Source organism: Bifidobacterium sp. JNUCC 75 (genome assembly GCF_054819865.1).
Genome location: NZ_JBTHIF010000001.1, coordinates 1,489,825 through 1,516,202 on the forward strand (window position 1 = coordinate 1,489,825; position 26,378 = coordinate 1,516,202).

Annotated in this window: 18 protein-coding genes and 2 pseudogenes; 13 read left to right on the forward strand and 7 right to left on the reverse strand. The window is 51.8% G+C overall.

Annotation, left to right across the window (positions count from 1 at the left end; all coding sequences use genetic code 11):
- Positions 1–85 precede the first annotated feature (85 nt).
- A pseudogene (locus ACVWNW_RS06010) lies at positions 86–1,075 on the forward strand (glucosyltransferase domain-containing protein); the annotation flags it as partial.
- 493 nt (positions 1,076–1,568) lie between these two features.
- On the opposite strand, the gene ACVWNW_RS06015 reads toward ACVWNW_RS06010, so the two are convergent.
- Positions 1,569–2,648, reverse strand: a complete 1,080-nt coding sequence (locus ACVWNW_RS06015; protein WP_461196341.1) for a glycosyltransferase family 2 protein — start codon at positions 2,646–2,648, stop codon at positions 1,569–1,571.
- A gap of 368 nt (positions 2,649–3,016) precedes the next feature.
- Between ACVWNW_RS06015 and ACVWNW_RS06020 the strand changes: the two are divergent.
- Positions 3,017–4,402 (forward strand): annotated as a pseudogene (locus ACVWNW_RS06020) (DUF6020 family protein); the annotation flags it as partial.
- 156 nt (positions 4,403–4,558) lie between these two features.
- Here the strand turns inward: ACVWNW_RS06020 and ACVWNW_RS06025 are convergent.
- Entirely contained in the window at positions 4,559–5,704 is a 1,146-nt protein-coding gene (locus ACVWNW_RS06025; RefSeq protein WP_454481677.1) for an acyltransferase, read from the reverse strand.
- Positions 5,705–6,146: 442 nt separating this feature from the next.
- On the opposite strand from ACVWNW_RS06025, the gene ACVWNW_RS06030 reads away from it, so the two are divergent.
- The 3 genes from ACVWNW_RS06030 to ACVWNW_RS06040 all read left to right on the forward strand — a co-directional run bounded on the left by ACVWNW_RS06030 (position 6,147) and on the right by ACVWNW_RS06040 (position 12,091).
- Complete coding sequence (locus ACVWNW_RS06030) at positions 6,147–7,049, forward strand: glycosyltransferase family A protein (RefSeq protein WP_454481679.1); 903 nt, start codon at positions 6,147–6,149, stop codon at positions 7,047–7,049.
- Positions 7,050–7,387: 338 nt separating this feature from the next.
- Positions 7,388–9,460, forward strand: coding sequence for a cell wall-binding repeat-containing protein (locus ACVWNW_RS06035; protein ID WP_454481681.1), 2,073 nt, complete (start codon positions 7,388–7,390; stop codon positions 9,458–9,460).
- 738 nt (positions 9,461–10,198) lie between these two features.
- The gene (locus ACVWNW_RS06040; protein ID WP_454481683.1) at positions 10,199–12,091 is read left to right on the forward strand and encodes a DUF6541 family protein; all 1,893 of its coding nucleotides are present in this window, start codon (positions 10,199–10,201) and stop codon (positions 12,089–12,091) included.
- 150 nt (positions 12,092–12,241) lie between these two features.
- On the opposite strand, the gene ACVWNW_RS06045 is transcribed toward ACVWNW_RS06040, so the two are convergent.
- The gene (locus tag ACVWNW_RS06045) at positions 12,242–15,262 is read right to left on the reverse strand and encodes a DUF4422 domain-containing protein (protein WP_454481685.1); all 3,021 of its coding nucleotides are present in this window, start codon (positions 15,260–15,262) and stop codon (positions 12,242–12,244) included.
- A 162-nt stretch (positions 15,263–15,424) separates the two neighbouring features.
- Here ACVWNW_RS06045 and ACVWNW_RS06050 point away from each other — a divergent pair, with 162 nt between their 5' ends.
- Positions 15,425–16,609, forward strand: coding sequence for a nucleotide sugar dehydrogenase (locus ACVWNW_RS06050; protein ID WP_454481687.1), 1,185 nt, complete (start codon positions 15,425–15,427; stop codon positions 16,607–16,609).
- A 35-nt stretch (positions 16,610–16,644) separates the two neighbouring features.
- On the opposite strand, the gene ACVWNW_RS06055 is transcribed toward ACVWNW_RS06050, so the two are convergent.
- Positions 16,645–18,525 carry a DUF4422 domain-containing protein gene (locus ACVWNW_RS06055; RefSeq protein WP_454481689.1) on the reverse strand — a complete coding sequence of 627 codons (1,881 nt, stop codon included), beginning with the start codon at positions 18,523–18,525 and terminating at the stop codon, positions 16,645–16,647.
- A gap of 154 nt (positions 18,526–18,679) precedes the next feature.
- Between ACVWNW_RS06055 and ACVWNW_RS06060 the strand changes: the two genes are divergently transcribed.
- The 7 genes from ACVWNW_RS06060 (at position 18,680) to rplI (ending at position 23,716) form a co-directional block, all read left to right on the forward strand.
- Entirely contained in the window at positions 18,680–19,507 is an 828-nt protein-coding gene (locus tag ACVWNW_RS06060) for an ABC transporter permease (RefSeq protein ID WP_046322381.1), read from the forward strand.
- The gene (locus tag ACVWNW_RS06065; RefSeq protein WP_454481692.1) at positions 19,507–20,766 is read left to right on the forward strand and encodes an ABC transporter ATP-binding protein; all 1,260 of its coding nucleotides are present in this window, start codon (positions 19,507–19,509) and stop codon (positions 20,764–20,766) included. Before ACVWNW_RS06060 ends, ACVWNW_RS06065 begins: the two co-directional genes overlap by 1 nt.
- On the forward strand, positions 20,763–21,785 hold the full coding sequence (rfbB, locus tag ACVWNW_RS06070) for a dTDP-glucose 4,6-dehydratase (RefSeq protein WP_454481694.1): 1,023 nt from the start codon (positions 20,763–20,765) through the stop codon (positions 21,783–21,785). The genes ACVWNW_RS06065 and rfbB overlap by 4 nt, the downstream gene beginning before the upstream one ends.
- 168 nt (positions 21,786–21,953) lie before the next feature.
- A complete protein-coding gene (gene rpsF, locus ACVWNW_RS06075) occupies positions 21,954–22,250 on the forward strand; it encodes a 30S ribosomal protein S6 (protein WP_015021308.1) in 297 nt (98 codons plus the stop codon).
- A gap of 99 nt (positions 22,251–22,349) precedes the next feature.
- Complete coding sequence (locus tag ACVWNW_RS06080) at positions 22,350–22,967, forward strand: single-stranded DNA-binding protein (protein WP_110424819.1); 618 nt, start codon at positions 22,350–22,352, stop codon at positions 22,965–22,967.
- Positions 22,968–23,003: 36 nt separating this feature from the next.
- Positions 23,004–23,252, forward strand: a complete 249-nt coding sequence (gene rpsR / locus ACVWNW_RS06085; RefSeq protein WP_015021310.1) for a 30S ribosomal protein S18 — start codon at positions 23,004–23,006, stop codon at positions 23,250–23,252.
- 14 nt (positions 23,253–23,266) lie between these two features.
- On the forward strand, positions 23,267–23,716 hold the full coding sequence (rplI, locus tag ACVWNW_RS06090; protein ID WP_110424820.1) for a 50S ribosomal protein L9: 450 nt from the start codon (positions 23,267–23,269) through the stop codon (positions 23,714–23,716).
- A gap of 126 nt (positions 23,717–23,842) precedes the next feature.
- On the opposite strand, the gene ACVWNW_RS06095 is transcribed toward rplI, so the two are convergent.
- From ACVWNW_RS06095 to ACVWNW_RS06105, 3 genes are all read right to left on the reverse strand, one after another.
- Positions 23,843–24,190, reverse strand: coding sequence for a phenylpyruvate tautomerase MIF-related protein (locus ACVWNW_RS06095; RefSeq protein WP_046322390.1), 348 nt, complete (start codon positions 24,188–24,190; stop codon positions 23,843–23,845).
- A 79-nt stretch (positions 24,191–24,269) separates the two neighbouring features.
- Positions 24,270–24,776, reverse strand: a complete 507-nt coding sequence (locus ACVWNW_RS06100) for a GtrA family protein (RefSeq protein ID WP_313840673.1) — start codon at positions 24,774–24,776, stop codon at positions 24,270–24,272.
- A 77-nt stretch (positions 24,777–24,853) separates the two neighbouring features.
- Positions 24,854–26,191: an MFS transporter gene (locus ACVWNW_RS06105; RefSeq protein ID WP_454481697.1), complete on the reverse strand. Its 1,338-nt coding sequence runs from the start codon at positions 26,189–26,191 to the stop codon at positions 24,854–24,856.
- Between the last annotated feature and the right edge of the window lie 187 nt (positions 26,192–26,378).

Sequence of the window (26,378 nt, forward strand, 5' to 3'; positions counted from 1 at the left end):
AACCGCATTTCAACCGGGAAAGTCTCGACAAGATAATTCAAAAGAGGTATTGAACGTGAAATCTGTCCTCTCTCGGCATGCACTGATGCCTATCGAATCGCTGAAGCGTCACGCTGGCATTGCTCTATTGGCCTTCATCCTTAACGTTGTCGCCTTTGCTCCCCTGATTGCCCGTCGACATTACTCGGTGGATTCCTACCATCTGATCGACGACCAGAATGCCCCCTGGTATTTACAGAATGGCCGATACACATGGTGGCGTTTGACGCTGACGGCGGACAGCCTCGGTCTGAACCTGGTTTTGCGGCAGCGACTGTTCATGGCAATCTGCATTGTCGGATTCTCCATCTCTTTGGTTATTCTCACAGCCTCTTTTGCCAGGCTGGGTGGAATATCATCCTTTGCTGGGCAGTGCTGTCTGTGTCTGACCTTGTCGGTGGTATGGATCAACGTATTCGTACTTGAATTCCTCTTGTTCCCCGAAAGTGCTGTGTCTGCGGCCGTCGGTTCCATATTCGTCAGCTTGGCCGTCAGCCTCATCCTCGGCAGACGGAATGCTTGGCTGTCGGCTGCATCGCTGATTTGTCTGTTGATTGCCCTGGGGTGCTACCAAAGCTTGGTAGGCGTGTTTTTAGCGCTCGCCTTGCTGGGCGGCTGCCTGACTTCTTTACGGGAAGGACACGAGCCTTTTACATGGGTGGTGCTTCGTTGGGCCAAGGTGCTGGGCATGGCTGCATTCGGCTCTGTCTTTAATGTCATCTGCGTAAGATATTTGATACATATTAAGTACATAGCCGATCCCGGCCGTGGAGCCAGGCTTTCTTTGCCGACTATTGTCTCCAACGTCAAACAGGTATTGAAATACCAGCTGTCTCTGCTCAATAATGCCGATGGACTCATGCCCAAATTCAGCGTCACCCTGATAATGCTCTTTCTGATTGCCCTGCTGGTGCTGTCTTTCCGTACCAGGCACAATCTGCCTTATGGGCAATTGGCTTGCGCCGCCCTGGTTACCTATCTGGCAGTCTTTGCTCCTCACTATATCGAGAAGAATATCCTCTTGACCCCGCGCAGCAATATGGCTTTTTGGGCTTGGGTTGCGTCAATGACCACGGTTTTTGCGGTTTCCCTGCTCGCATCTCGGCATCAGCCGCTCATGGTCAGGACCTCGATCGAGCCCATGCCAGAACCAGAGCGAAAGGCCGAAGTCACAATTGAGGGGACCGAGGCCTTCCCGGGCTCTGGCAACGGTGCTCAGCATGCTGCAAGGCTTATCGCCGTCTCTGGCGTCTTCCTCCTCTTTTCAAGCGTATGCATGGCGGATATAGCTTATGATGCCTATGTCAGTAATACCCAGGATCAAGCCTATGCACTAAGCGTCGCCCAGAAGATCAAAGAGCATGAGGCTTCCACCGGGCAACGTGTAACAGCTATCGCCATAGTTCCTGATGCAAGGGTGCATGTCAAATACGACAGTGTGCGTTATCAGAGGTACGAACTGAACCGGCGCATTATGAATACCCCTTATTCAAATTATCAGATGATCAATTATCTGAGTCATTCGAACCTCAGCAAAATTGAGATGCCTCGGTCGGATTATCGCCGGTACTTTGCCGGTCGAGACTGGAACCAGCTCGATTTGGATCAGCAGCTGGTATTCTCTGGCGACAAGGCCTATCTGGCCTTGTATTAGCGGCTTGCTGTCTGTTCAGATACGCGAACTGGTTTCGAGCCAGGATGATGCGTTTGCGCTCCTCGGCTGCCATGATGTCCAGGATGATGCCGGCCACGATGAGCAACAGGCCCGCGATGACGAGCATTACGGATCCGATAAGCGTGGGGAAGCGTAGAACCACGCCGGTTTTCCAATAGTCGATCATGACGCTCAGAGTCAACAGCAGTCCAACCATGGATATCAACAGTCCGGAAATGCCGAAGAACGGCAACGGCTTGTACTCGCGTATCATGCGAAAGATGGTTGACATGACTTTGATCCCGTCACCGAAGGTATCTAGTTTGCTCACCGATCCATTTGGACGGTCGCGGTACTGGATGGGGATTTCGCAGATACGCAGGTTGTTATCCAGGCTATGAATGGTCATTTCGGTTTCGACCTCGAAGCCCGAGGAGGTTACGGGGCAGGTTTTGGCAAAGGCGAAGGATACGGCTCTGAAACCGGTCATGACATCCGTCAGATGGGCTCCGAAGAGCAAGTTGATCGAAGACCTGACCAGTCGGTTACCAAGACCATGCAAGGGCCGTTTGTTCTCTTGGAAATAGGTGGAGCTGAGACGATCACCTGAGACCATGTCATATCCCTGGAGGATTTTGGAGACAAGCTCTGGCGCCGCTTCGGCCGGGTAGGTGTCGTCCCCGTCAACCAGCACATAGACATCCGCATCAACTTCCTCGAACATGGCTCTGATGACATTGCCCTTGCCCTGCCGAGGCTCCTGGCAGACGATGGCGTTTCGTTGCCTTGCTATGGAAGCCGTCGCATCCGTGGAATTATTGTCGAAGACATACAGGTCGGCCGTGGGCAAAGCCCGACGGAAATCGTCGATTACCTTGCCTATAGTCATCTCCTCGTTGTAACAGGGAATAAGTACGGCCACACGTGCTTCCTCGTTCTTCCTTATCTCTTCCACAAGGCACAAGCTTACCAATCAACGCAACAATGAATCAGGGTCGTATTCTGTGGTTTCCTGGTGGTGTTGCAAGGTAGGCAGGGAGGATAAGCTTGGATTATTGACGTATCCATCAGTATGCAAAGGGAATCATGGTCGGACTTCGCAGGACTGATTCGAATCGAATCAGGCCGATCGCACATGGCAAAAACCGTGACGTGTTGCTGCAAGGCAGAGCAATGGAAGGTTGCGTTTTTCCTTTGCTGTTGGGAGTGCTTTTCTCTCTGTCTTCAGATGCGGGAACCTATGGTGCCATTCAATGGGGTAAGGCGCATCTGTATCTGAATATTGTGCTCTATGGAGTGCTCTTCTGGGTCTTGTTCGCTACGATGTTCCGATTCTGCTTTCCAGATAGGATCGGTTCTTTTTCGGATGACCAAACCGGAAAGCAAAAAAACAGCCTGATACGACGGCTGTACTTCAATCATATTGAATCGCCCAGAGGCGTGCTCTGCGATGGCATACGGATTCTCATCTGCTGGCTTCCGTACCTGATACTTCTATACCCGGGTTCGCTTTTTTGGGACACCGGTGATCAACTGGCCCAATACTATGGGATTGCGGCTTTCAGCCAGGCCCCTGGCGTCATATCTGACCGCCATCCCTTTTTTGATACTTTTCTTTACGGTTGGTTTTCCGACCTTGGCCGGTTCCTGACGGGCAGTCCGAATTTCGGTTTTTCCTTGTATGTCATAATTCAGGTCATACTTTTTGCGCTCTGCATCGCCTGGCTGCTGGCCTATATGTCCACAAGGGCGATGGGGAAAAGAATCATCGCCCTTTGCACAGTCTTCTTCTGCCTTTTCCCTCTGGTTCCCATGATGGCTATGATGATTTGCAAGGATACGACTCATGCCTTGTTTTTCCTGCCCTGGGCCATCCTGTTTGTAAAGCTGGTCGATGGCCGGCTGGAACCCTTGAAGAACCCCCGTTTTCTCAGCGCCTTTATTGTTCTGACCCTCCTAAGCTCGCTGACGAAGAAGATGGGCCTTTACATTATTGTGGTGAGCCTGCTCCTGCTGGTCCTCGGCCATTTCCGAAGGACAATGAAGGTTCTGGCCGCTTGCCTGGCGGCATCGATATGGCTGGTTGTCAACATGCTGATACCTGCCTGTCTTTTTCCTGTGCTGCACGTGGTGCCGGGGGAGAAGGTCGCAGCAATTGTCATGCCCGTACAGGTGCTGTCAAGAACGGCTCATGATCATCCAACAGCAATCGCTGATTCCCAGAAAAAAGCAGTGGATGAGATGATGCCTTTTGGCTGGGAGGGAATGGCTGCAAAGTACATACCTTATATATCCGATCCGGTCACCGGCTATGGGGCGAACGGTCCTCAAGGGTCCCTGCCCGGTTTCGCGCGTTTGTGGGTGAACTTAGGACTTCATCATCCCTTGTCGTATTTGAATGGCTTCTTCTGTTTAGAGGGTGGCTGGACGAGTTTTGTCGGCCCGCAATCCACCAAGGCCCAGAAACCCCCGTATAAGCAAGATCCCATGGTGATGCGCGTGTATACATGGACCATGACGAATCCTGATACATACTGGCGGCTGCAAAAGGATCCGCACCCCAATTGGCGTCAACGGCTGGCCGATGAAACATTCCAGATGCTGACAACCATACCGGTGCTGAATGTCTGCTTCTACGTGGCTGTCTGGTCATCGGTCATACCCTTCTTCATTCTGTATGCCGCTTGGCGAAGGCGTGGCAGGGAGCGCTTGATGGTATCGGCCATGCGGCTGGCGCCCTATTTCGTTTCAGTGCTCAGCCTGCTCGCATACCCCATATCGTTTTCCGTCCCGGGACGGATGGATCCCACAAGGTATGTGTTTCATGCAGTGCTGATGGCTCCCCTGGCCCTGGGGGCTCTGTATTCAGCCAATAAAAAGATGTCTGAAGAAGGGGGTTTTGCCGCCGACCCAGCTTATAAAGGCAGCAATCAAAACAATAGCGGCCACCAGCACAAGATTGATGAGCATGGGCGCCTTGTAGAATAAATGGAAATGCAGGATCAGATCACGAATCACCAATATCAGCATCAGATGCAGATAATAGATGCCAAGCGTATTGGATCCGATAGCCGTGACGATTGCGTTCAGGCCTGACGGGATTTTCCTGACCTGTATGAATAACTGGAATAGAGCGATGGCCAGGATAAAGGTTAGAACGTTCTGGTAACCGGACTCTATATCGAAAGATATGCCCTTTGTCCGAGCCTGGAACCGTTGCAGAGTGAAAAGTAAACCCCAGGCCAATAGGGCCACGAAAGAAAGGCAGATGTTTTTCGCCCTCGCGCTTGAGAAGCGACGAGACAGCCAGGCTGCTATATCGTGCCCGTAGCCTCCGGCAACGAAATACACCAGGGCGTAACCATAGTCTCCCAGTATGTCGTATTGGCTGATCGAAGCGAGCACTTGCGGAACCTGATGCCCGCTGTAGCTCGACAGTATGTCTTTGGCATTGTCTCCTAGCGTTACAGCAAATATCAGAGCACCAAGCACAATCGTGACATAGGCCAGGTATCGTTTCCCGTGCGGGTCGTCGTAGGCAGTCTTCAGTACGGGAAAAACAATGTAAATGGCCAGCAGCGCATTGATGAACCAGAAGTATCCCAGAGGAACCACATCGTAAGAGCCACCCAGAAGATACTGGGGAACCAATTTCCAATCTATGCGTTTGCGCATCAGGGCACTGAGTATCGGCAAGCTGATAATCTTCCATGCCAGTAGGATGAATACCATCCTAAGGATTTTATGAAGATGCTTGTCCGCCGAAAATCGCGAGTTCATCAGAAGATACCCATTGACAGCAAAGAACAAGGGCACTCCGATGACTGAGAAAGCTGAGGCGAGGTTGTTCAGTGCGGTGTCGCTGACAAAACCGGTGTAAAAAATGTAATGTACAAAAATAACAAGAAATATTGCCAGTGATTTTGCCAGATCCAGGCCAGCGATTCGATCCTTATGGACTCTCTGTCTTACTGCATGTTCAGGGGGAGCAGCTCTTTGCAGGTTATACATCTGCAGCCTCTTTCGTGTGAAAACCCCAGAGCTAATCACGCGTGTGATCATGCGCAATAGCCGACGAGAACTGGATCCGACATCTATTCCATACTCGATTCTGAAATGTCAGCATAAGCCGCAACCAACCACCTCAACCTGTGATACTGACTTTACTCCCCTTGAAGAAACTGTGACCCACATGGTCATTGGGTGATGTTTACCTGTTCCCGTCATGATCAGGCTATGCATAAAAAACAATCGGTGCGATTTCCAGGTCGTTCCTCCAGGGCTCTGCTATCGAGCTGTTGGAGAACTGATGAGAGTTGTTGCCTACCGGTAAGGAATATGAGCCCAGCCTGGTACAACTAGACTTTATGGCATGCTGACTGCAAGGAATCCAAGTTCTTAGCGATCCAGACGTGTTTATCTTTATAGGGTTGCCGAAGGTGAGGTGGAGTTTATGTCTACGGGCCTGTCTTTGAGGGAGAAGCGCAACAGGCTGAGGCGTCTTGGTACCCGATGCGGTCGGGCCCTGGTGCCTGGCCGTCCACGAATCATTGCCTCTATGACCTCATACCCTGCCCGCATCGAGACTGTCCATCTGGCAATAAAGTCGCTGTTTGCCCAAAAGACCCTGCCAGATTTGATCATTCTTTGGCTCTGCCGATCTGATTTTCCAGGTGGAGAGCGTGACCTGCCTTCCAGCTTGAAAGACCTGCTTTGGATGGATGTCCAGGTGCGTTGGGTCGACGATGATTTGAAACCGCACAAGAAATATTATTGGGCTCTGCGCGAATTTCCGAACGACTTGGTTGTCACAGTTGATGATGATTTAATCTACCGGAATACCATGATTGGGGATCTTCTGGCGACCCACCGCCGCTATCCGCAAACCATAGTGGCTTCCCGCACCCATCTCATCACTTTTAACAGCGATGGCAGTCGTAAAAAATACGAGGATTGGATTTACGAGGCGCCGCATTATCATCCCCGTCTGGTGGGCGTCCCGTCCATGCGTCTTTTTGCCACGACTGGTGCCGGCACGCTCTTCCCTCCACACTTGATGCCTGACTCTACCTTTGACAAGAACTTGATCATGTCTCTATGCCCCACCACGGATGACGTGTGGTTGAAAATTATGCAAGTAGGAGCCAACCAACCCATTCCGGTAGTGGCTTCCACAGATGATCAACTGCTGCAATATGTGCCCGGTACTCAAGAGGAGGCACTCTGCCACGTCAATACTGAGAGCGGAGGCAACGATCAGGTTTTCCAACGAATACTCGGCTATCTCAACGCAAATGGATGCCGGCTGGATTTCGACAAAGCTGTCCGAGACGACAAGCTGGATGACTTGTTGTGATCGGCTATTGCTGCGCAAAGGGAAATTATAAGTTCAACGATTTGCTTACCGTGACTAAGGGCGAGGTTTTAAGTAGAAAACAATCTGATAGATAAAGATGCTATACTTTATAAAAACCAGCCATGCTGGCATCTCGGGGAAGGAGTAGCTATAAAACCTAACTGGATTAAATTGACAAGGATTCGCAGGTCAATTTTTCCAATAGTGTGTCACTTTTATGACACACTCAATTGTCAACAGCACAGGGCAGTGTATAGTGATGTTGCGAAGGGGCCGGTTGGGTTCTTTCCGGATATAAGAGAATACGTAGTACAACTTATAAGATGAAGGAGAGTAAGTTGTCACAAGTTAAGAAATCCCTACCGTTGAAGCTGGGAGCCAGCCTGATCGGCGGAGCCACATTGCTTGTATGCGTTGGAGCTTTGACGCTTCCAGCGCGTGCTAGCTCGAGTTGTGGAGAAGAAAACACTCTTCGCGAGTGTGTACCAGATGATACCTTGAGAGGTGCCATTAAAGCCGCTTTTACCGGAGTCGGTAAAACTGTGAATGATGGTGACCAGATTGGTAATCTGGGAGACACCAAGAATTTGGTTATAGATTCGAATTATGTTGGAAACCCAGGCGATAAAAAGATCCACGACTTAAGTGGGTTGAGTACTTTTAAGAATACTAAGAGTCTGCGTCTGGCAAACAACGATATTCGTGATGTTAGTGAACTTGCCGATTTGGATCTTTTGGAGACTCTGAATCTTTCCGGGAATCCTATCATTACTGGGCTGTCGAAAATTGGGCTGAAAAAACATTTGGATACTCTCGGTCTTGATTCAGACGGCTCGCATCGTTTAAGCGATATCTCAGTTTTAAGCAACTTCCCGAACTTGACTACTTTGACACTAAAGGATCAGAAGATTACCAATGTAGCGCCGTTAAGTGGTCTGACCAAGTTGCAGAATCTCTATTTGAACAAGAACGAAATCACCGACGTCTCTCCTCTGAAGTCACTGACTAATCTGACTAAGCTTGATGTAAGTGAGAACCACATAAAAGACATCCTCCCAGTAACTGGTATAGTGGGACTTCAGGAGGATGGTTCTGGTAGTGATAAGTTAGTTGCAGCTGACCAGACTATTACATTAACTCCCCGTCATCAGTACAACAAGGATGAGGACTGGGTCGTTGATGGGATTAAGCTGAGTTCAGACGGCGATGTCTATGCCACCCCCACTGGCATGCAGCCAGACAGTAACTATAGGCTTGGTAAGTTTAACCGTACGGTTACATGGTTAGCACCTGCAAAGTACAGAAATGTTTCATTTAAGTTCAACGGAACAGTTACCACAAACACTGGGAAGAATCTTGGTGTATTTAGCGGTTCTGTTACCCAATATGCTAGTGTGGTCAATCGGCTCTCAGGCAATGTGAGATATGACACCATGGGTGCAATAGTTGAAGAGGCGTATCAGTCTCTCCCGGTAGATGGTAAGCGTACAGTCATTGTAGCGTCTGGTGATAATTTCCCGGATGCGCTGGCAGCTTCTGGACTGTCCGGCTTGCTTGATGCTCCTATCGTGTTGACTAATTCGTATCAGCTTTCCGCTCGTGCAGATGGTCAGTTGGCACGTTTGCAGCCGAAGAGGGTTATTGTGGTAGGTGGCCCATCTGCAGTGTCTAATGGAGTTGTCGACCAGATTGCCAAGAGAGTAACAGCCCCCACTGAAGCTGACGTTGTCAGAATTGCTGGTGCAACTCGAAGGGATACTGCCAATGAGATTTTCGCTCAAGCTGAAAAGCAGCATGCCAAGGGACTGCCTGATGAGGACTGGAATGCTGATACAGCAGTCATTGCAACCGGTGATAACTTTGTTGATGCTCTGTCTATCTCCTCTCTTGCGAAGCAGAAGTCATATCCTGTCTTCCTGAGCGGGAAGGATGGACTTGATGCAAGCACGGTGAAGGCTATCAAGGATTATGGTTTTGCGAATGTCATCATTGCTGGTGGATCACAAGCCGTTCCGCAGTCCGTTGTAAGCCAACTGAAAACAGCTGGAGTTGCTGGACAGAACATTCATCGTATTGGTGGAGCAACGAGGTACCAGACTTCACTCCAAATTGCCCAGTACCAGCGGCAGTTCGATGGTGCAAGTCTGAAGAGCCCTGTATTCGCAACTGGTGAGAATTTCCCTGATGCTCTTGTTGGCGGTGTCCTTGCAGGTAAGAAGGCAAACCCGATTCTGTTGGTGAGCCCTGATACATCTGTAAACACGGATGCCCTGAACTGGATCAAGTCTGCAAGCAAGGGTGATACTCTTAAGGGCTTCAATGCTGATACAGATTTCGCGTACGTCCTCGGCGGGGTTGATGCAGTCAGTGAAGCGGTTGCAGATGAGATTTCCACGATTCTAGGGGACTGAGCTCAGTCTGCTTATGATTGAGAATCGGTAACCCGATAAGATATAGGAATTCCCAGCGACGAAAGTCGTTGGGAATTCTTTATTGGTTAAATAGGGCATTGAGAATACGTAATATTCAGCGATAAGTAGCCTGGTTGTCTGTAAGCAAACTGATAGCTTTAATTTATTTCTGTTAAAGCTATTGTGCAATATTAGAACATATTGTTTGGTGTTTCTTATAGCTTGCAGCTATTGAGATTGACTGCATGCTCAATGAAATGTGAATATGTGAGAATAAAGTCTCACAGATGAAGCTATATATTCATCTGGTACTTTACGCAATGTTTAATAGGAGCAAAAAATTCTGGATATCAAATAAGAGAATGGGCAAAACTGAAATAGCTTCTTGTGCAATATCTCGCTCTTGTATGGGGCTTCACTGAGTTATGACTAAACCCTACATTTGAATCGGTAAAGTAACCGAACTGATTTTAATATTGCGTAATACCTAAACACAAATTGATTTGAAGACCAAGATAACTAACTGATAGATAACAAGTCTCCTACGAGAATCACGCCGCCTACACTAATTGTCGATTCGTGAACTTAAATTAACCATTGAGATGAGTTGAATAGTATTGTCTCCAAAGATAGACGCAGCTGCTCAATCTGAAAAATTATCTGCTGAGAAATACGGTGTAGGAGAGCCTGTCTAATCTTAGAACAATGACGTTTGCTAAACTTCCGAGGTGCTTACAGGTGAAGACAGATCAAGAGGAGCAGAGAAGGGTACCGGTTAAATGGTTGAGTAGTGGAGTATTTACTTATAAAAGTCATAGACACTGTTTAAGACACTATTGGTCTTACTGCCTGGGTCTTTTACTTGCATTTCTCATTGTTGCAAGCTGGTTCCCCAAAACGTGGACCATGTGGAATCTGCCTATCCAGGCTATTGATGCGCCATCACACTATTACTTCATTCGTAAGCTTATGCAGAACGGTTTGTCAGTAGTATGGGAGCTTAATCCTAATGATAGTTTTTATCCACCCTTGTTCCATGTTTTAGTCTATGTCTTGCTTAGTGTATTGAGCTGGTTAGGGATTCAAGTCAATATATTTACCGGACTGAATTTGATATGGCTGGTCACCTCAGGTCTTCTCTTTCCCATGGGCATGTTGCTGTGGTGCTCTTATTTCTATTCGGATGCATCAAAGAGATGCCGGATAATCCTTAATATTGCAGTACCAGTGCTATCCGTGGTATCGGTGGCGCAACCCTACTGGATGCTGAGCGCCGGACCGCTTATTGCATATGGACTGGCTACGTCGATTCTGCCCTTTCTGATGTATTCCAGTCTTAGGTTAATGGATGCGGTCACTATACGGAGCGAACGCACAGTTGCTCACGTACTTCGTTGGTCTCTGCTGACGATTGTTCTCGGCTTGCTGATGTTATTGGCTCACCCTCGAGTGGCTTTTACTTATTTGGTCTTAATAGGTCCTTTTATACTGGTGAAAATGTCCAAAAAAGACATTCTCTGCTTCCTTCTATGCATTTTCCTCGCAGCGGGGCTTTTCTTTGCGTATGTCTCTCACCGTGATCACGGCAAGGATTACCTGCATCCTGGGTCATGGTTCCATACCTTTCGGCCTACCAGAAGTCTTGGTAATGCAGTGAAGACAGTTTTGACTGACGCCATTCCTGGCCTTGCAGGTATCTTTATGGCAATGTTGGTCTGTATATGTTTTATTGCAGTCCTGTTGCTTTGCGAGGAGCGTTTTCGTGATGCACTAGCTGTGGATGGAGCATTTCTTCTTACTGCTCTGATCTTCGTTTCCAGTTCCGCACTTACTGGGCCAGTGGCCAACGTGATCACTGCTGCCTGGTACCGTGGTGAGACTCGGCCCCTGACCATGATACCTTTGGCGGTTGTTCCTTTGCTGGCCTTTGGCCTGCGTTGCCTTCTTGAGTCTCGTCCTGTCAGAAGCCTGAAGACTCAAGCTCTACGCCGACCCGTTTCTCCACAGGTTCAACTCTCGCCTGTCAGTGTGATCACGGTGTTGCTTCTGGTCGTAGTCTTGGTGGTCTGCTCGTGTTTTGAACCGGCAAAAAGGCAATTGTCGGCCATTGTCGCTGGTAGCACGGATATCGAAACGCAAACTCCAGGGGAGCAATTGAGCCATGATAAATACTATGCCTTGAAGAAGGTACACAATTTGGTGGAAGACAATGCTGTAGTGGTGTCTGACCCCTTGAATGGCTCTATGTATGGAATGGCTCTCTACGGAATGGATATGTTGTATCCGGTATACAACCCCATGGATACGAAAAATGGCCAGGTGTTCGGACGTGTGGAACGTGCATTCGCCTCAGGTGATTCCGAACGCTTGCTGCATACAGTGTGCCCTGTCGTGACCAGCTATAAGGCAAAGAGCCAACCTGAAGAAAGAAGCAACAAGTACTTTTTGACCATGGGTCCGCAATCTCCAAGCTTGCGTATGTTCACCTACAAGGCGCAGTACTATCCCTTCCATGACGACCGTTTGATCAATGAATATGAACAACGGGGAACACTGGTGAAAATCAGTGCACTTGATTCTCCCAATGAGCCGGGGAGTCAATGGAATCTATATCGATTCGCATGCAGATAAGCAGTCTATGCGTCTTATATTTTAGGGCTTGGGAGGTAGTTGTCGGTTAACGGATTGGGATAGATACGAACAGTAGCGTCGCACTGCTGCTGAAAGAAATCAGACGCTGCCGGCCTTCTTCGCAGAAGGACCGGCAGCATCTGGATAAGGCTAGTGCCGACCTTCCACTGCCCTGGCTACCGTTTTCAAGATCTCGCGACGGGCGCTGCCGATTGGGGCGATAGGGTCTACCAATCTGCGGAGTCCATTGTCCTCAGCAATCACGCGTTCATGCTGTGCCACCTGTACCTGGTTATGGGAGGATCCTGACAGGTGTTGTATCAGGCTCTCGTAGAAGGGGGTCTGTCTGGCGTAGGACCAATATACGTCAGCCAGATCACAACTGGCATCATTCCAAGGCTTTATGAATCCAGCGTAGTGAATAATCCTTGGTTGCTTACGGGACTGGAGGTAGTCGCGGTAGGCATTGGCTGGTGCGTGGCTGAATATACGCTCCAGCCTGGTGTCACAGTCATGTATCACGTTCCATGACCAATCCAGATAAGTCACACGGCCCTGGCATTGGGCGTTCAGAACATCCTGGTCGTTGTAAATAAAGCTGGTATTTGAAGACAGCCGCAACCATTCCGGCAGGGAGTGCAGTTTTCTCATCTCAGCAGTGTTCAGCAACAGTACGCCTGCCTGGAAGTAGGAATAAGGATCCCGCATGCCTAATACCTGCCTGCTGTAGCGCAGCCGCTTGCCATCCTTGTTGTTCAGGTTGCCCAGGTAATCGATATCGTGGATAGCCGCTAAGAGATCAGTACCCAGATCTGTATTGTAGAGTTCTGCAATATCGTCGTTCACTACCAAATCTGAATCCAGATACAAAACCTTGTCATAAAAAGGCAGAACAGTCTGGATGATAAAGCGGTAGTAGGTTTCGATGCTGATGTGTTGGTTGGAGGTTGTAAGGTTGCAGCCGGCAATTTCACGTTCCACATTCACGAAGCGCAAGGTGATGTTGTGGGAGGACACAAGGAACTTCCTCATGACCGCCTTATGCTGCTTGCTGATGTCCCTTTCCAGAACGACAATATCGTAGTGATACTTGTCTGATGCGTTTAACAGGAGCGAGTATATGGCTGTAGTCAGCATGGGGACATAGGCGTCGTTGGCCGCGAAGACTACCGGAATGATCTCTTTTGCATTGTCGGCAAGTTTAAGAGGCCTGCAAATCGTCTGCTGTTCGGGGTGGGTAAAATGGACGCATTGCAGCTCTTTGATACGCAATGTGGGCTTGATCCGGCGCTGGTGAATAAGCCAGATGTTGAAAAGCCGCTCGGCCAGATGACCTGGCGTGCGCAGACCCTCCTGGCTGTATGCGGACATGTCGGTGCTCTGCTCGAATTCGTCAAGTATGGGGAACAGCCACTGGCAGTAGGCAAAGAAGAGGTCCTTGCGCATAATAAACATATTGCAGAAGCAGGAAGAATGCCCGTGCAAATACTGCTTGACGTCATCGCTATAGTCAGGGTGCGACTTCATGACGATGGCGCAGGCCTTTTGCAGATCCTTCAGATACAGGTCCGGTGCGGCCCTGTACAGAGCCAGCGGGCTGCCCCAATTGTCGATAGTTGTTCGAAGGTCCTTGATGCCGGTGGTGATAACGTCATAGCCTTTGACAGTTGCAGAGATAGTTGCGTCGTCCAGGCCATATCGTTTGATGGCAGCATCGTCGATATAGTCATCCATGATTTCCCCGTAAGTGTTCTCCCTGTGGGTGTCCTTGGAGAAATCAAAGTATCGGCGGTAATGGCAGAAGCCGTAATAGTCAGCGTCGACGTTTTTCCATGCCCAGTACTGTGTGGTGAGTTCGCAGTATCTGGGGTTTTTCTCTGAGATGTTGATGCCGTCATCATCGTGCAGGGTATTCTTCATCCTTGCCTTTTTAAGGCCAGGGCCTACCTGCACGGGCTGCAGAATCTCGGACTTGGGGATGTCGACCTTTTTGTGCGTTGTTACAAAAATCCTGATGCGTTGCCGGTTATAGGCATCAATCGTCTGTCGGGCCTTGAGATCGCTTAGATGTTCATCGGCCTTGCTGCGCATGCTTTGATAGCGTTCAAGCTGCAGAGGGGGAGCAGAGTTCACAAATATCCTATCTGCGATGGCTTTCCAGCTCCACAGAGGGTCCGTGTCATCAATGGCGGATTGCTGATGGAGAAAGTCATATGCCCTATCTCGAATAAAGCGATAGATCTCCCGGCCGGTGATGGCGGGGCCGAAAACGTCGCTCATAGCATGGGCGGCCTCGGCCTTATGCTCATCATCGATGCGCAGCAGCCAGTCATTGGCCAGTATTTCCGTGCCCTTATGCTCGAAGCCCAAGGCGCATTTCTGCAATATGGCCGAGTGCTGGCTGTTGGCGAAGTCATACGCAGCTGCAAAGTTCGATTGGAATTCCCGGCAATATCGTGCGTACAGCTTGGGGGTAATCTGCGCGGTGCCGCTGATTCCGCGGCCATAGTAATAGCGGTATCCCCTGCATTCCTTGATCGGCTGATAGGACCGCGCAAGCGCTGAGGTGACAAAGCACTCGTACCCGTCCTGGGAGCGGCCTAGACGATTGTCGGTCATGGCGGCAAAGGCTTTTTTGAGCAGGGCCGTTTTATAGAGCCGCTGGGTGAACCGCCAGTCCACCTGTTGTCCGCGGTCTTCATCAAAAATGTCGCGAACGATATCAAGACCCTGGCTTGGCTTGGTGGGCTTGTTATTGAAGCTCTCGAAATCCTGCCGTTCTCTGTCCAGAGTGCCGTTTGCGGCCGTCACAGTGATGCCGAAATGCATGATGTCAGCAGGGTGAAGGTCTATGGCCTCTGACAGCTCGCTGAGCATGGAAGGCGCCAGAGCATCGTCGCCATCTAGGAAGAAGGTGTACTCACCCTTGGCTTCCTGCACGCCAGTGCGTCTTGTCAAATGGGTGCCCATATTGCTGGGGTGCTCCACCAATCGAATTCTCTCGTCTTTGCCGGCCGCTTCCGCTGCAACGGCCGCCGTGTTGTCCGTGCTTGCGTCGTTGATGACCAGAGCTTCGAAGTCCTTATAATCTTGTGAGCTGATGCTGGCAAGGCATTCCGGAAGGTACCTGCCCACGTTGTAGGCAGGAATTACGACTGAGATCTTTGGCATATAGCTGGCATCTCCTTGTATAGCTAATCGGGGGCGACGAAGTCTTTACGTATCTTACCTGGATGCCGCAATAGGCAGGGGCATAACCATTGAATATTCAGCTGGATTACACAACTGGCTCCCTGGCATTCCCAGTATGGGATGAACTGTAGACTGTTAGGTATGAAAATAACGATCGTAGGTACTGGCTATGTCGGTCTGTCCCTGGCCTGTCTGTTGTCACAGCACAATGAGGTGCGAGCCCTGGATGTTCTTAAGGACAAGGTCGATGCCATCAATCAAGGGCATTCGCCCATCAAGGATTCTGAGATCAGCGCTTTTCTTGCTTCCGGAAAATGCAACCTGCAAGCTACGCTGGATCCTGACTGGGCTTACGAGGAGCCGGATTACATTGTTCTTGCCACTCCGACCGATTATGACGAGGAGCGCAACTACTTTGATACCTCATCAATCGAGCATGAGCTCCAGAGGTTGGCTGAACGGCACACCCAGGCATGCATTGTCATCAAATCGACGGTTCCGGTAGGGTATACCGAGACCATATGCAAGCGTTATCCGCAATTGCGCATTGTGTTCTCACCCGAGTTTCTTCGCGAGGGCCATGCGCTTGCCGATAACCTGCATCCATCGAGGATTGTCGTTGGTATACCTTCCGACCACGTGCAGGACTGGAGGCATTATGGTGAGCAGTTCGCTCAGCTGCTCCAGCAGGGCGCTGAGGATGACGGAATTCCTTGCCTGTTGCTCCGGGCCACTGAGGCAGAGGCCATCAAGCTCTTCTCAAACACCTATTTAGCACTGAGGATCTCGTACTTCAACGAAATGGACACCTACGCCGACGTTCGCGGTTTGGACACGGCACAGATCATCAAGGGTGTGTGCCTGGACCCCAGAATCGGCGATTACTACAACAACCCCTCATTCGGCTATGGCGGGTATTGCCTGCCCAAGGACTCCAAGCAGTTGCTGGCCAACTACAAGGATGTGCCGCAGACCCTGATCAAGGCCGTGGTTGAATCCAACGATACGCGAAAGCGGTTCATAGCGGAGCAAATCGCCTCACGCAAGCCCAAACTGGCTGGAATCTACCGGCTGGTCATGAAGAAGGGTTCGGATAACTTCCGTGCAAGTTCCATCCAGGGCATTATGGAGTACCTGGATAGCCTGGGTGTGGATTTCATCATTTACGAGCCCATGGCTGCCGATAGTTTCGCCGGGCATAGGGTGACCCATGATCTCGATGAATTCAAGGCCTCATGTGATCTGATTGTGTGCAACCGGATGACTGAGGAATTGAACGATGTGGCAGACAAGGTCTATACCCGCGATTTGTGGCATCGAGAGTAGAAGCAGTCAATTGCCAATGCGCATGCCAATGCTGTTTACGCTTTATGCAGTATGACTCGCAGCAGTGATTTGACGCGGGAGCGCCTCTTGGAGCCGACAGGAAGTATCTTGTCGGCATACTGCCTAAGAGGGCTGTCTTCGGTAATAAGACGTTTATGATGTCCGGTTGAAAGAGACCCGGTCTTGGTCATGATCGCCAGTATCTGGTGGAAAAGTGGGGAGTGCCGGACGTACAGCCAATACCAGGTGGATAGGTCACACCAAGGATCCAGCCAGGGCTTGTCGAAGCCGGCATAATGAACAATATAGGGCTCCTCACGGGCTTGCGCATATTCCTTGAACGCCTGTGCAGGCGCATACCGAAAGACCGTCTCGACACGGTCGTTGCAATCGTGCAGGACGTTCCACCGACCGTCAAGGAACCTGACTTTTCCTTGACATTCCATATTGAGTATGTCCTGATCGTTGTATATGTAGTGAGGGTTTGCTGCCAGCCGCATCCATTCGTTGGTGGTGTGTATTCTTCGGAGAGCCTTCAGGTTCATCACCAGCACCCCGGCCTGGAAGTATGAATATGGGTGCTTCAGGCGCAACACATTGCGGGCGTATTGCAGACGCTTGCCATCGGAATACCCCAGGTTGCCTAAAAAGTCCAGATCTTTGACTGCTGCCACGGCGTACTGGCTGACGTCGGTATCGTAGAGCTCGGCTATGTCTCGGTTGACAACCACGTCGGAGTCCAAATACACCACCTTGTCGTATTGAGGCAGCACCTCCTGGATCAGGAATCGGTAATAGGTTTCATTGCTGATAAAACCGTTGTTGGTTGTCAGAGCCCTGCCGGCCATACGCTGCCGTACATTAAGGAATTGCAAAGAACACCAGGGGTATTTTGCGAATATGCCTGCAAGGATTTCTTGATTGTCCTTTGATATATCCTGCTCCAGGACAGTGATGCGGTATTGACGATTAGCTGATGAATTGCGTAGTATGGACGTCAATGTCGTGGCCAGCATAGGCACATAGGCGTTGTCGGCCGCCAGTACCACGGGTACAGCCTTGTCCGTTGCGCTTGCCGGTTCAGCAGTTTCCTGAGCATCGGGATAACGGAAGTGCACGCATCCCAGTTGCTTGATTTTCCAATTCCCGCTGGTGCGTTGATGATGGCAAAGGAAGATGTTGAGCAGCCTTTCAGCCAGGTGTCCCGGCGTTCTCAGGCGTTCAATGTCGGCCGTAGATGTATCCCATAAGGCCGTGAACTTTTGCAGGAGCGGAAACAGCCACTGGCAATATTGGCGGAAGATTGCTTTCTTCATTATGAACATGTTGCAGAAAGAACCCTTGTCGCCGTGCAATACGGCATCCGCATCCTCCCTGTAGTCGGGGTAATTCTTGCAAAGAATCTCATACATGAGGCGGAGGTCGCCGACTCGCAGGTGATCGTTGCCTGCATAATGCTGGATCAGCGAATGATACCCCCCCATGGCTTCAACATTGTTGACGGGAGAGGTAATGACATCCCATCCGATCACCTGGCGCTTGATGGATTCATCATCCAGGCCATACCGTCGTGCAGCGGCCTCGTCGATGAAGTCGTCCATGATTTCGCCGTAGTCGTTGGCCCGGTGGGGTACGCCGCTGAAATCGAAGTAGCGACGGTAGTGGCAGAATCCGTAGTAATCGGCATCGACGTTTTTCCAAGCCCAATATTGTGCAGTGAGCTCGCAATACATGGCGTTGAGCGAAGAGATCGAGTCCCCGCTGTCGTCGTGAAGCATGTGCGGGAGCTTTTCCGGTGCCTGCGCTGTTCCGACTTGCAGGAGACTGATCGCATCGCATTGCGGGGCTGCAACGCGTGCGCGGGTGGCCACATAGATTTTTATTCGCTGCCCGTTTTGCCTGTCCTCGTTATTCATGCCGAATAAGACTCCTCGCTCGGTGGTTGGTACTTATGTTACTTCCCAATTGTGGGCTTCCTGTTTATATAAGGTAAAACTGCTGCCTTGCAAGAGGTTCCCTGCGATAATGAGCCTTTGCGCTATTGGACGAGTTCAGTAGAATAGGAGTTTTGTGAAAGCTTCTTTAAAGCGACTACAGCAAAGGTATCGCTACTCGTTTATCGTTTTCAAAGAGTTGGTGAAGACAGATTTTCAACTTCGGTACCAAGGGTCCTTCCTGGGTGTACTGTGGTCGGTTCTCAAGCCACTGATGCTGTTCTGCGTCATGTATGTGGTCTTTGTGAGATTCCTTCATTTCACCGACGGAACGCCCACATTCCCCATTGTTCTGCTTTGCGGCACCTGCCTGTGGAGTTTCTTCTCGGAAGCCACCAGCATGGGGCTGCAATCGATTGTCAACCGTGGAGACCTGCTGCGTAAGGTTCATTTTCCTACATACATCATCGTAGCGTCAGTCACGATGGGTTCCATGATCAGCCTGGCCATCAATCTGGGCGTGGTCATCGTTTTCGGGCTGTTCACTACGGCTCATTTCACATGGAGGATTCTCCTAGTCCCTCTCAATGTTTTTCAGCTCTATATCCTTGCCCTGGGCATTGCCATGATCCTATCCACGATGTTCGTTTATTATCGTGATATCGCCCATATCTGGGAAGTGGTTCTTCAGGCTATGTTTTATGCTGTTCCCATTATTTACCCATTGTCCATGGTGCAAAAGAATTATCCTTTGATTGCAAAATTCATGCTGTTGGATCCCGCAGCCCAGGTCATCATGGACGTGCGTCATAATCTCATTTCTCCTGAGAACGTGCCCACTGTTTGGACCCTGTACGGCAATAAGCTGTTCGCTTTCATTCCTTTGCTATTGACGGTTCTTATTTTCATGTTCGGCCTGTATGTCTTTCGGTCGCATAGCAGAAAATTCGCGGAGGTTCTGTAATGCAAGATGTTGATCAGTTTGATGATCGGCCAGTCGTGCTCTCTGTTGACCATGTGGCCAAGTCCTTCAGGTTGCCGACTGAGCAGGCCACTGGCCTAAAGCAGGCTTTCATCAACTGGACCAAGGGAATCAAAGGGTACAGAGAGCAGGTTGTTCTTAAAGACATCAACTTTCAAGTGCACCAGGGCGATTTCTTCGGCATCGTGGGAAGAAATGGCTCGGGCAAGTCCACACTGCTGAAAATCATCTCGGGAATCTACGTGCCGGAACACGGCAGTGTGGATATTCAAGGCAAGTTGGTGCCGTTCATCGAGCTTGGCGTGGGCTTCAATCCTGAATTGACCGGCCGGGAGAACGTTTTTTTGAACGGCGCGCTTCTCGGCTTCTCTCATGACCAGGTAGCAGCCATGTACGACGAAATCGTTGATTTTGCCGAGCTGGGCGAATTCATGGATCAGAAGCTGAAAAACTACTCCAGCGGCATGCAGGTCAGACTGGCCTTTTCCGTGGCCATCAAGGCACAAGGCGACATTCTGGTGCTTGATGAGGTTTTGGCAGTCGGTGATGAGGCCTTCCAGCGCAAATGCGATAATTTCTTCACTGAAATCAAGAAAGATCCGACTAAAACGGTCATTCTTGTTACGCATAGCATGGATTCCGTCAAGAAATACTGCAACAAAGCCATCCTGATCCGTGACGGCGAGATCGTGGTTTCTGGCGATAAGAATGATGTTGCCAGCCAGTACACCTTGGAGAACCTCCAGGTTGGGCAGAAAAAAACGGAAAAGAAGGTGGAAAAGCAGGAACATGAGCCAGGACTGAGCGATCAGGTGCCTATCTTTAGGGTCTTGCCAGTGTCGCCTCAGCTGCGTACCTGTGACGACACCTTCGAGTTCGATGTGGAGTATGACTATCGGGGAGACAGCGACTTCTACATACCCATGTCGGTCATGGATACCGGTCGGGGAGGGGTCCCCTATGATTGCGGAGCCCACTTCCATGTCAATGCCCCAGGGCATCATCTGGTTCATTTTTCCATGCCGCTCAAGCTCTTCAATGATGGGAACTTCCGCATCATTGCCTCTATGCGGATCATCCCTGACGTCACTAACCTTTCCAATTACGAGCAGCTCGCTTTCACCAGCGATGAGAACGCCTGCGATTTTGTGGTGCGCAATCATGGCACTACCAATTTTGCAGGCCTGATCAATGACAGAAGCATGGAGATCGTCCGTACCGGCATGGAGGACATGGATTGACGGATAAGGATGAAGTTGCCAGCCTTCTTGTCACCGGCGGTGCAGGTTTTATTGGCTCCAACTTTGTTCGATATCTTGCCCGAGTGAATCCGCAGGCGAAGGTCGTTGTTCTGGATAAGATGACCTACGCCGCCAATCCGCATAATCTGGATGGTTTGTCGCGCAAGCCCATAGTGATCAGGGGTGATATCTGCGATTCATCCTTGGTTGAGCAAATCGTCAAGCAGCATCATATTAATGGAATCATCCATTTTGCAGCAGAATCGCACAATGATAATTCCATTAGGGATGCTGCTCCCTTTATTCATACCAACGTTTATGGGACCTACGTTCTTTTGGAGGCCGCGAGACGCCATGACCTGCGTTTTCATCATGTATCTACGGATGAGGTCTTTGGCGATACATCCGTTGGGGATGTGACGAAATTTGATGAGAGCAGTCCCTATCGTCCATCGAGTCCGTATTCGGCGACGAAGGCGGCCTCTGATCATCTGGTCAGGGCCTGGTGGAGGACTTACGGCACCAGAGTGACCATAACGAACAGCTCAAATAACTATGGTCCGTTCCAGCACGTGGAAAAGTTCATTCCCCGGCAAATAACCAATATTCTGACTGGTCACAGGCCCAAGCTGTATGGCCAGGGCGAGGATGTTCGGGACTGGCTCAGCGTAGAGGATGATTGCAGAGCCATCTGGGATGTTTACCGTCGGGGTGGTTTGGGGCAAACCTATCTGGTTGGAGCGGATAATCGCCTCAGCAATCTCGCTGTGGTGCGGATGATTCTGGCAATGATGAACCGGCCTCTTGACGAAGTGGAGTTTGTAAGGGATAGGCCGGGAGCTGACAGAAGATACGCTATTGATGCCTCAAAAATACGGCGCGAGTTGGGGTGGAAGCCTCTTCAGGCCGATTTCGCCAAGAGCCTTGAGGCCACTATTGAATGGTACAAGAGGCACGAATCTTGGTGGATGCCTGCAAAACAAACGACGGAATTGCGGTATCGGCAAGAAGGCCACTGAAATCTCTGATTCAAGGAACTGAACCCGTTGATGTCAACCTGCCAGGTTGTCTGGCACGATAGATAATATATGGTTTATCTGTCTATGTATAAGTTGCATAGCGGGTTGATGTGCTACACCCTCCTGTCACGGAAGGCCCGTGACCTGTAAGTCCAAAGGAGGTGGGTGATGTCTGCGCATAAGTATGAATTGATGTTCATTGCCGATCCGGCCATGGATGAGCGCTCGCTGAAGAAGCTGACCGACCAGTATCTCGAGGTGGTCACCAAGGAAGGCGGCTCTGTCGACAATATTGATGTCTGGGGCCGTCGCAAGCTAGCCTACGAGATCGACAAGCACAAGGAAGGCAACTACGTAGTGGTCGAGTACACCTGCGAGCCCTCCGCCAGCGCTGAGCTTGATCGTGTGCTGAACCTGAACGAGTCCGTCATCCGTACCAAGATTCTTCGCAAGGACGACAAGTAAGCAAACAGCAAAGGACGTCGAAGCGTCGAAGGTTCAAGGGTGCGGGATTCGCCCCAATAGGCTCATTCCCAAATCCTCATTCCGAGGAAAGGTCGTGACATGGCGGGAGATACATACATCACCGTGGTGGGCAATCTCACTGCGGATCCGGAGGTGCGTACGACCTCCAACGGAGGCACGGTGGCCAATCTGACCATCGCGTCCACGCCCAGACAGTTCAATAGGAACTCGGGGCAGTGGGAGGACGGCGACTCGCTCTTCATGCGTTGCTCGGCCTGGGATTCCACCTACAGCCCCATGGCCTCCAACATTCAGGCCAGCCTGACCAAGGGCATGAGGGTTATCGCCCAGGGTCGTCTGGTGCAGCGCTCCTATCAGGATCGTGAGGGCAATAACCGCACGGTCGTGGAGCTGCGTCTGGACGAGATTGGACCCGCTTTGACACGGAACACCGCCCAGGTCACCAGGAACGCCAACACTGGTGGCGGTGGATCCCGCGGTGGTTTCGCCGGCTCCAACAACGGCGGCTACCAGGGTGGGGCTTCCTACCAGGGCGGCGCCAGTGCGGCATCGGCCCCCATGGGTCGTCAGCAGCCAGCGCAGAGCCAGCAGCCCCCTGTTCAGGATCCCTGGTCATCGACCGGGTCCGGCGATTCCTTCGGATCCTTCGGTTCCACCGGCGAGTTCGGTGGTTCCGGGGACGAACCCGAATTCTGAAGTTTCATAGCGTCATCATTCATTTAAGGAGTACCAATGTCACGTAAAAGGCCGCAACCGCCGGTCAAGCCCTTCAAGAAGAAGCCGAATCCTCTAAGGGCCGCCAAGATTCATACCATCGATTACAAGGACGTGGCTCTGCTGCGCAAGTTCATCTCTGACCGCGGCAAGATTCGTTCCCGCCGTATCACCGGCGTCACCGTCCAGGAGCAGCGCGAGATCTCCAAGGCCATCAAGAACGCCCGCGAGATGGCCCTGCTGCCCTACGCCACCAACGGTCGCTGAGGGAGGTCAGGATTATGGCAAAGGAAACCAAGGTTATTCTGACCGATACTGTGACTGATTTGGGTCACAAGGGCGACGTTGTCGGGGTCAAGCCCGGTTATGCGCGCAACTTCCTGATCCCCCAGGGGCTGGCTTTCGCCTGGTCCAAGGGCGCTGCTGCGCAGATCGAGTCTCTGCAGCGGGCCCGTCGCGCCAAGTCCATGGCCACTCGTGAGGATGCCGTGGCCGCCAAGGCAGCCATCGATGGGCAGACCGTCGAGATCGCAGCCAAGGTGTCTGATTCGGGCAAGCTCTTCGGCGGTATCTCCAACGATGCCATCGCCCAGGCTCTTCGCCCTCTGGCCGACGTGGACCCCCGCACCATCTCTGTGGAGACCATCAAGACCACAGGCGAGTTCCCGGCAACCGTGGCCCTGCACCCCGAGATCTCGGCCGCTTTCACGGTCAAGGTCGTCGCTGAGTAGCAGATCCGACTCCGATTATCCCACAAACGATCCTTTGAAATAGGGATCTGGGCTTAAGCAGGAGGCCTTCCCGCAGCAGATTATGCGCGGGAAGGCCTCCTTATGCGTTACTGGGGATTACTCAACTTAGAAATTGCCGCCGTTCCAACCCCAGTCAGTAGTAGCCGTGTAGCGGATGTAGGTGCGGTCCTTGGGGATGGACAGCTCCGATTCCAATGTATCCATGATGGTCTTGGTCAGGCTTTCCCAGGCGGACTTGGGCACGTCGCTGCCGAAGACGTTGACCTCCACATAGGCGGCAGGCTTGCTGTCATCACCGGCGAAGTAGATGGGCATGTCCGACTCGAAGGGGCACATGAGCCAGCCTTCCGACTTGCCGGGGACGGCGGTGATGGCCTTGCCATAGGCGGTCTTGATCCGTTCGCGCTGTTCGGCGGTGATGGGTGTGCTTACATGAGTGTGGATAACGGGCATGGTGCTTCCTTTCCGGTCCGCCAGGCGAATGGCTGACTATATTCCTGTCCCATAGTAGCCTCGACCGGGTTGATGGAGCTCAGCGCCAGCCAAAGGGACGATGACTCAGGGACCAGGCTCCTAGACGGTGGGCCACCGAACGCGGGTTGACCGGCTTGCCAGGCGCGGGCGCGTCCAGCAGCCACTTGCGGATTAGGAAGTTCCAGATGGCCACCACGACGGTGGCAGTGATCTTGGCGATGTTGGCGTAGAGCAGGTACCGGGCGTGCATGGTGGTGATGGCATCCGGGGGCAGCATGGCGGTACCCATCCATAGGATCACCTCATTGATTCCCAGGCCTATGACTGAGGAGACCAGGAAGACCGTCATCTCCATCCATCGGGCCATGTCCTCCCGATGCTTGAAGACGTAGCGCATGCTGGCCAGGTAGTTGAAGACCAGGGAGATCAGGAAGGAGATGGCCCCGGCCAGGACATTGTTCAGGTGCGGCCCCATGATCAGCAGGTTCATGATGCCGATGTCGATCAGGAAGGCGATGACGCCCACGATGCCGAACTTGAGCAGCTGTCCGATTAATCTACGCACGGTAGCCCATTCAATCATTCCTCCTGTGCTGACGGAGTGCCGGGAACCGCTTGTGTGCAAAAGCCTTACGTTATGCCCTAGGCGGGTAGCTCGGTCAGAATGGGCTCCTCAGTGCTGTTGCGAATCTGACGGAAGCCTACAAAGGCGATGGCCAGCGAGGCCAGAGCCAGGGTAGTGACCACCCCGAACCCGCCCTGGGATCCGTAACGGTCGATGAACTGCCCGGCCACAGCCGAACCTGCCGAGGACCCGATCGAATTCATGGCGCTCAGCCAGGCCATGCCTTCGGTGAAGCGGATGGGCGGCACCAGGTGGAGCATGAGCTGGTTGCCATTGATCCAGGTGGGTGCCTGGCAGACACCGATGATCAGGTAGATGACCATGATGGTCCACAGATTCCTGGCGAACATGAAGGTTCCGATGCCCAGGTTGACCACTAGCAGGCAGAAGTAGAAACGCTTCCAGAGAGGGATGATCCAGTTCTTGGCCCCGTAGAGCAGAGCGCCGACCAGAGAGCTGAAGGAGAAGCAGGCGAAGACGAACCCGGTCATCTGCTTCATCCCCTGCTCGGTGGCGAAGGCGATGATGGAGATGGATGCAGCGCTCTGGAAGGCTCCCAGGCCGAACCAGGTGGCACAGATGGCGATCATGCCAGCGCTCCAGAAGGCGCCACTGCGTCCGTTCCCTCCCTCCTGGGCACGCAGACGGGCAACCTGCTGAGCCTGCCGCTCCCGGTACTCCTTGCGGGTGATGCCCTGGGCGCGGGCCATGTCCGTCTGTGAAGGGGGCTCGGTTTCTCGACAGGAGAGGAACATCAAGGCCCCGACCAGCACACAGATCCCGGTGAAAGAGAAAGCCAACACGCCTGAAATGACCGCCAGTATTGAAGCCAATGGGTTGCCGATCACCCACATGGCCTCGTCGAAGACCCCTGACAGGGACAGGGCCTGGTTGGTGGCACGGTGGTCGCCGCGCAGCAGGTGCGTCCACCGGCTACGGCTCATGGCTCCCCAGGGCGGAATGGCAGCCATGAAGGGGGTGACCAAATAGAGCACCCAGGTGGGAGCGTGGGTGGTGATGGCTGTGATCAGGACCGTGGCGGCCACAACCCAGACCAGAACCGTGGGGATGGAGACCTGTCGCTGGCCGAACTTGTCAACCAACTTGCCCAGCATGGGGCTGACCAAGGCCAGGGCCACGGCCTGGATGGCGGTCAGGGCTCCGGCCAGGGAATAACTGCCGTAGTAGTGCTGCACCGAGATGGTGATGGTCATGCCCACCATGGGGAAAGGCATGGAGGCAATGACCGACCCTACTGCGAACCGCGCCGTATGAGGCAGTCGCAGAAGCGCTGAGTATCCTCCGAAGACTCTGTGACCGGCTTCGACCAGAGCCGCCTTCAGTTGCCGTGGCATGGGTTGTTCGTCTCGCTTTCCCTGGGTGTTTTCACGGTCCCGAAGCATGTTTTCACAAGACCTCCTAGACGCACGAAAGGAAGTTGGGGTGCTGGGGGGACTGCTACAGTGGTAACCATATTGGCGCCTGATCGGTGCCATTCGGATAGTGATAATTCTACCCCCCGCCATGGTCACTTAAGGGGCC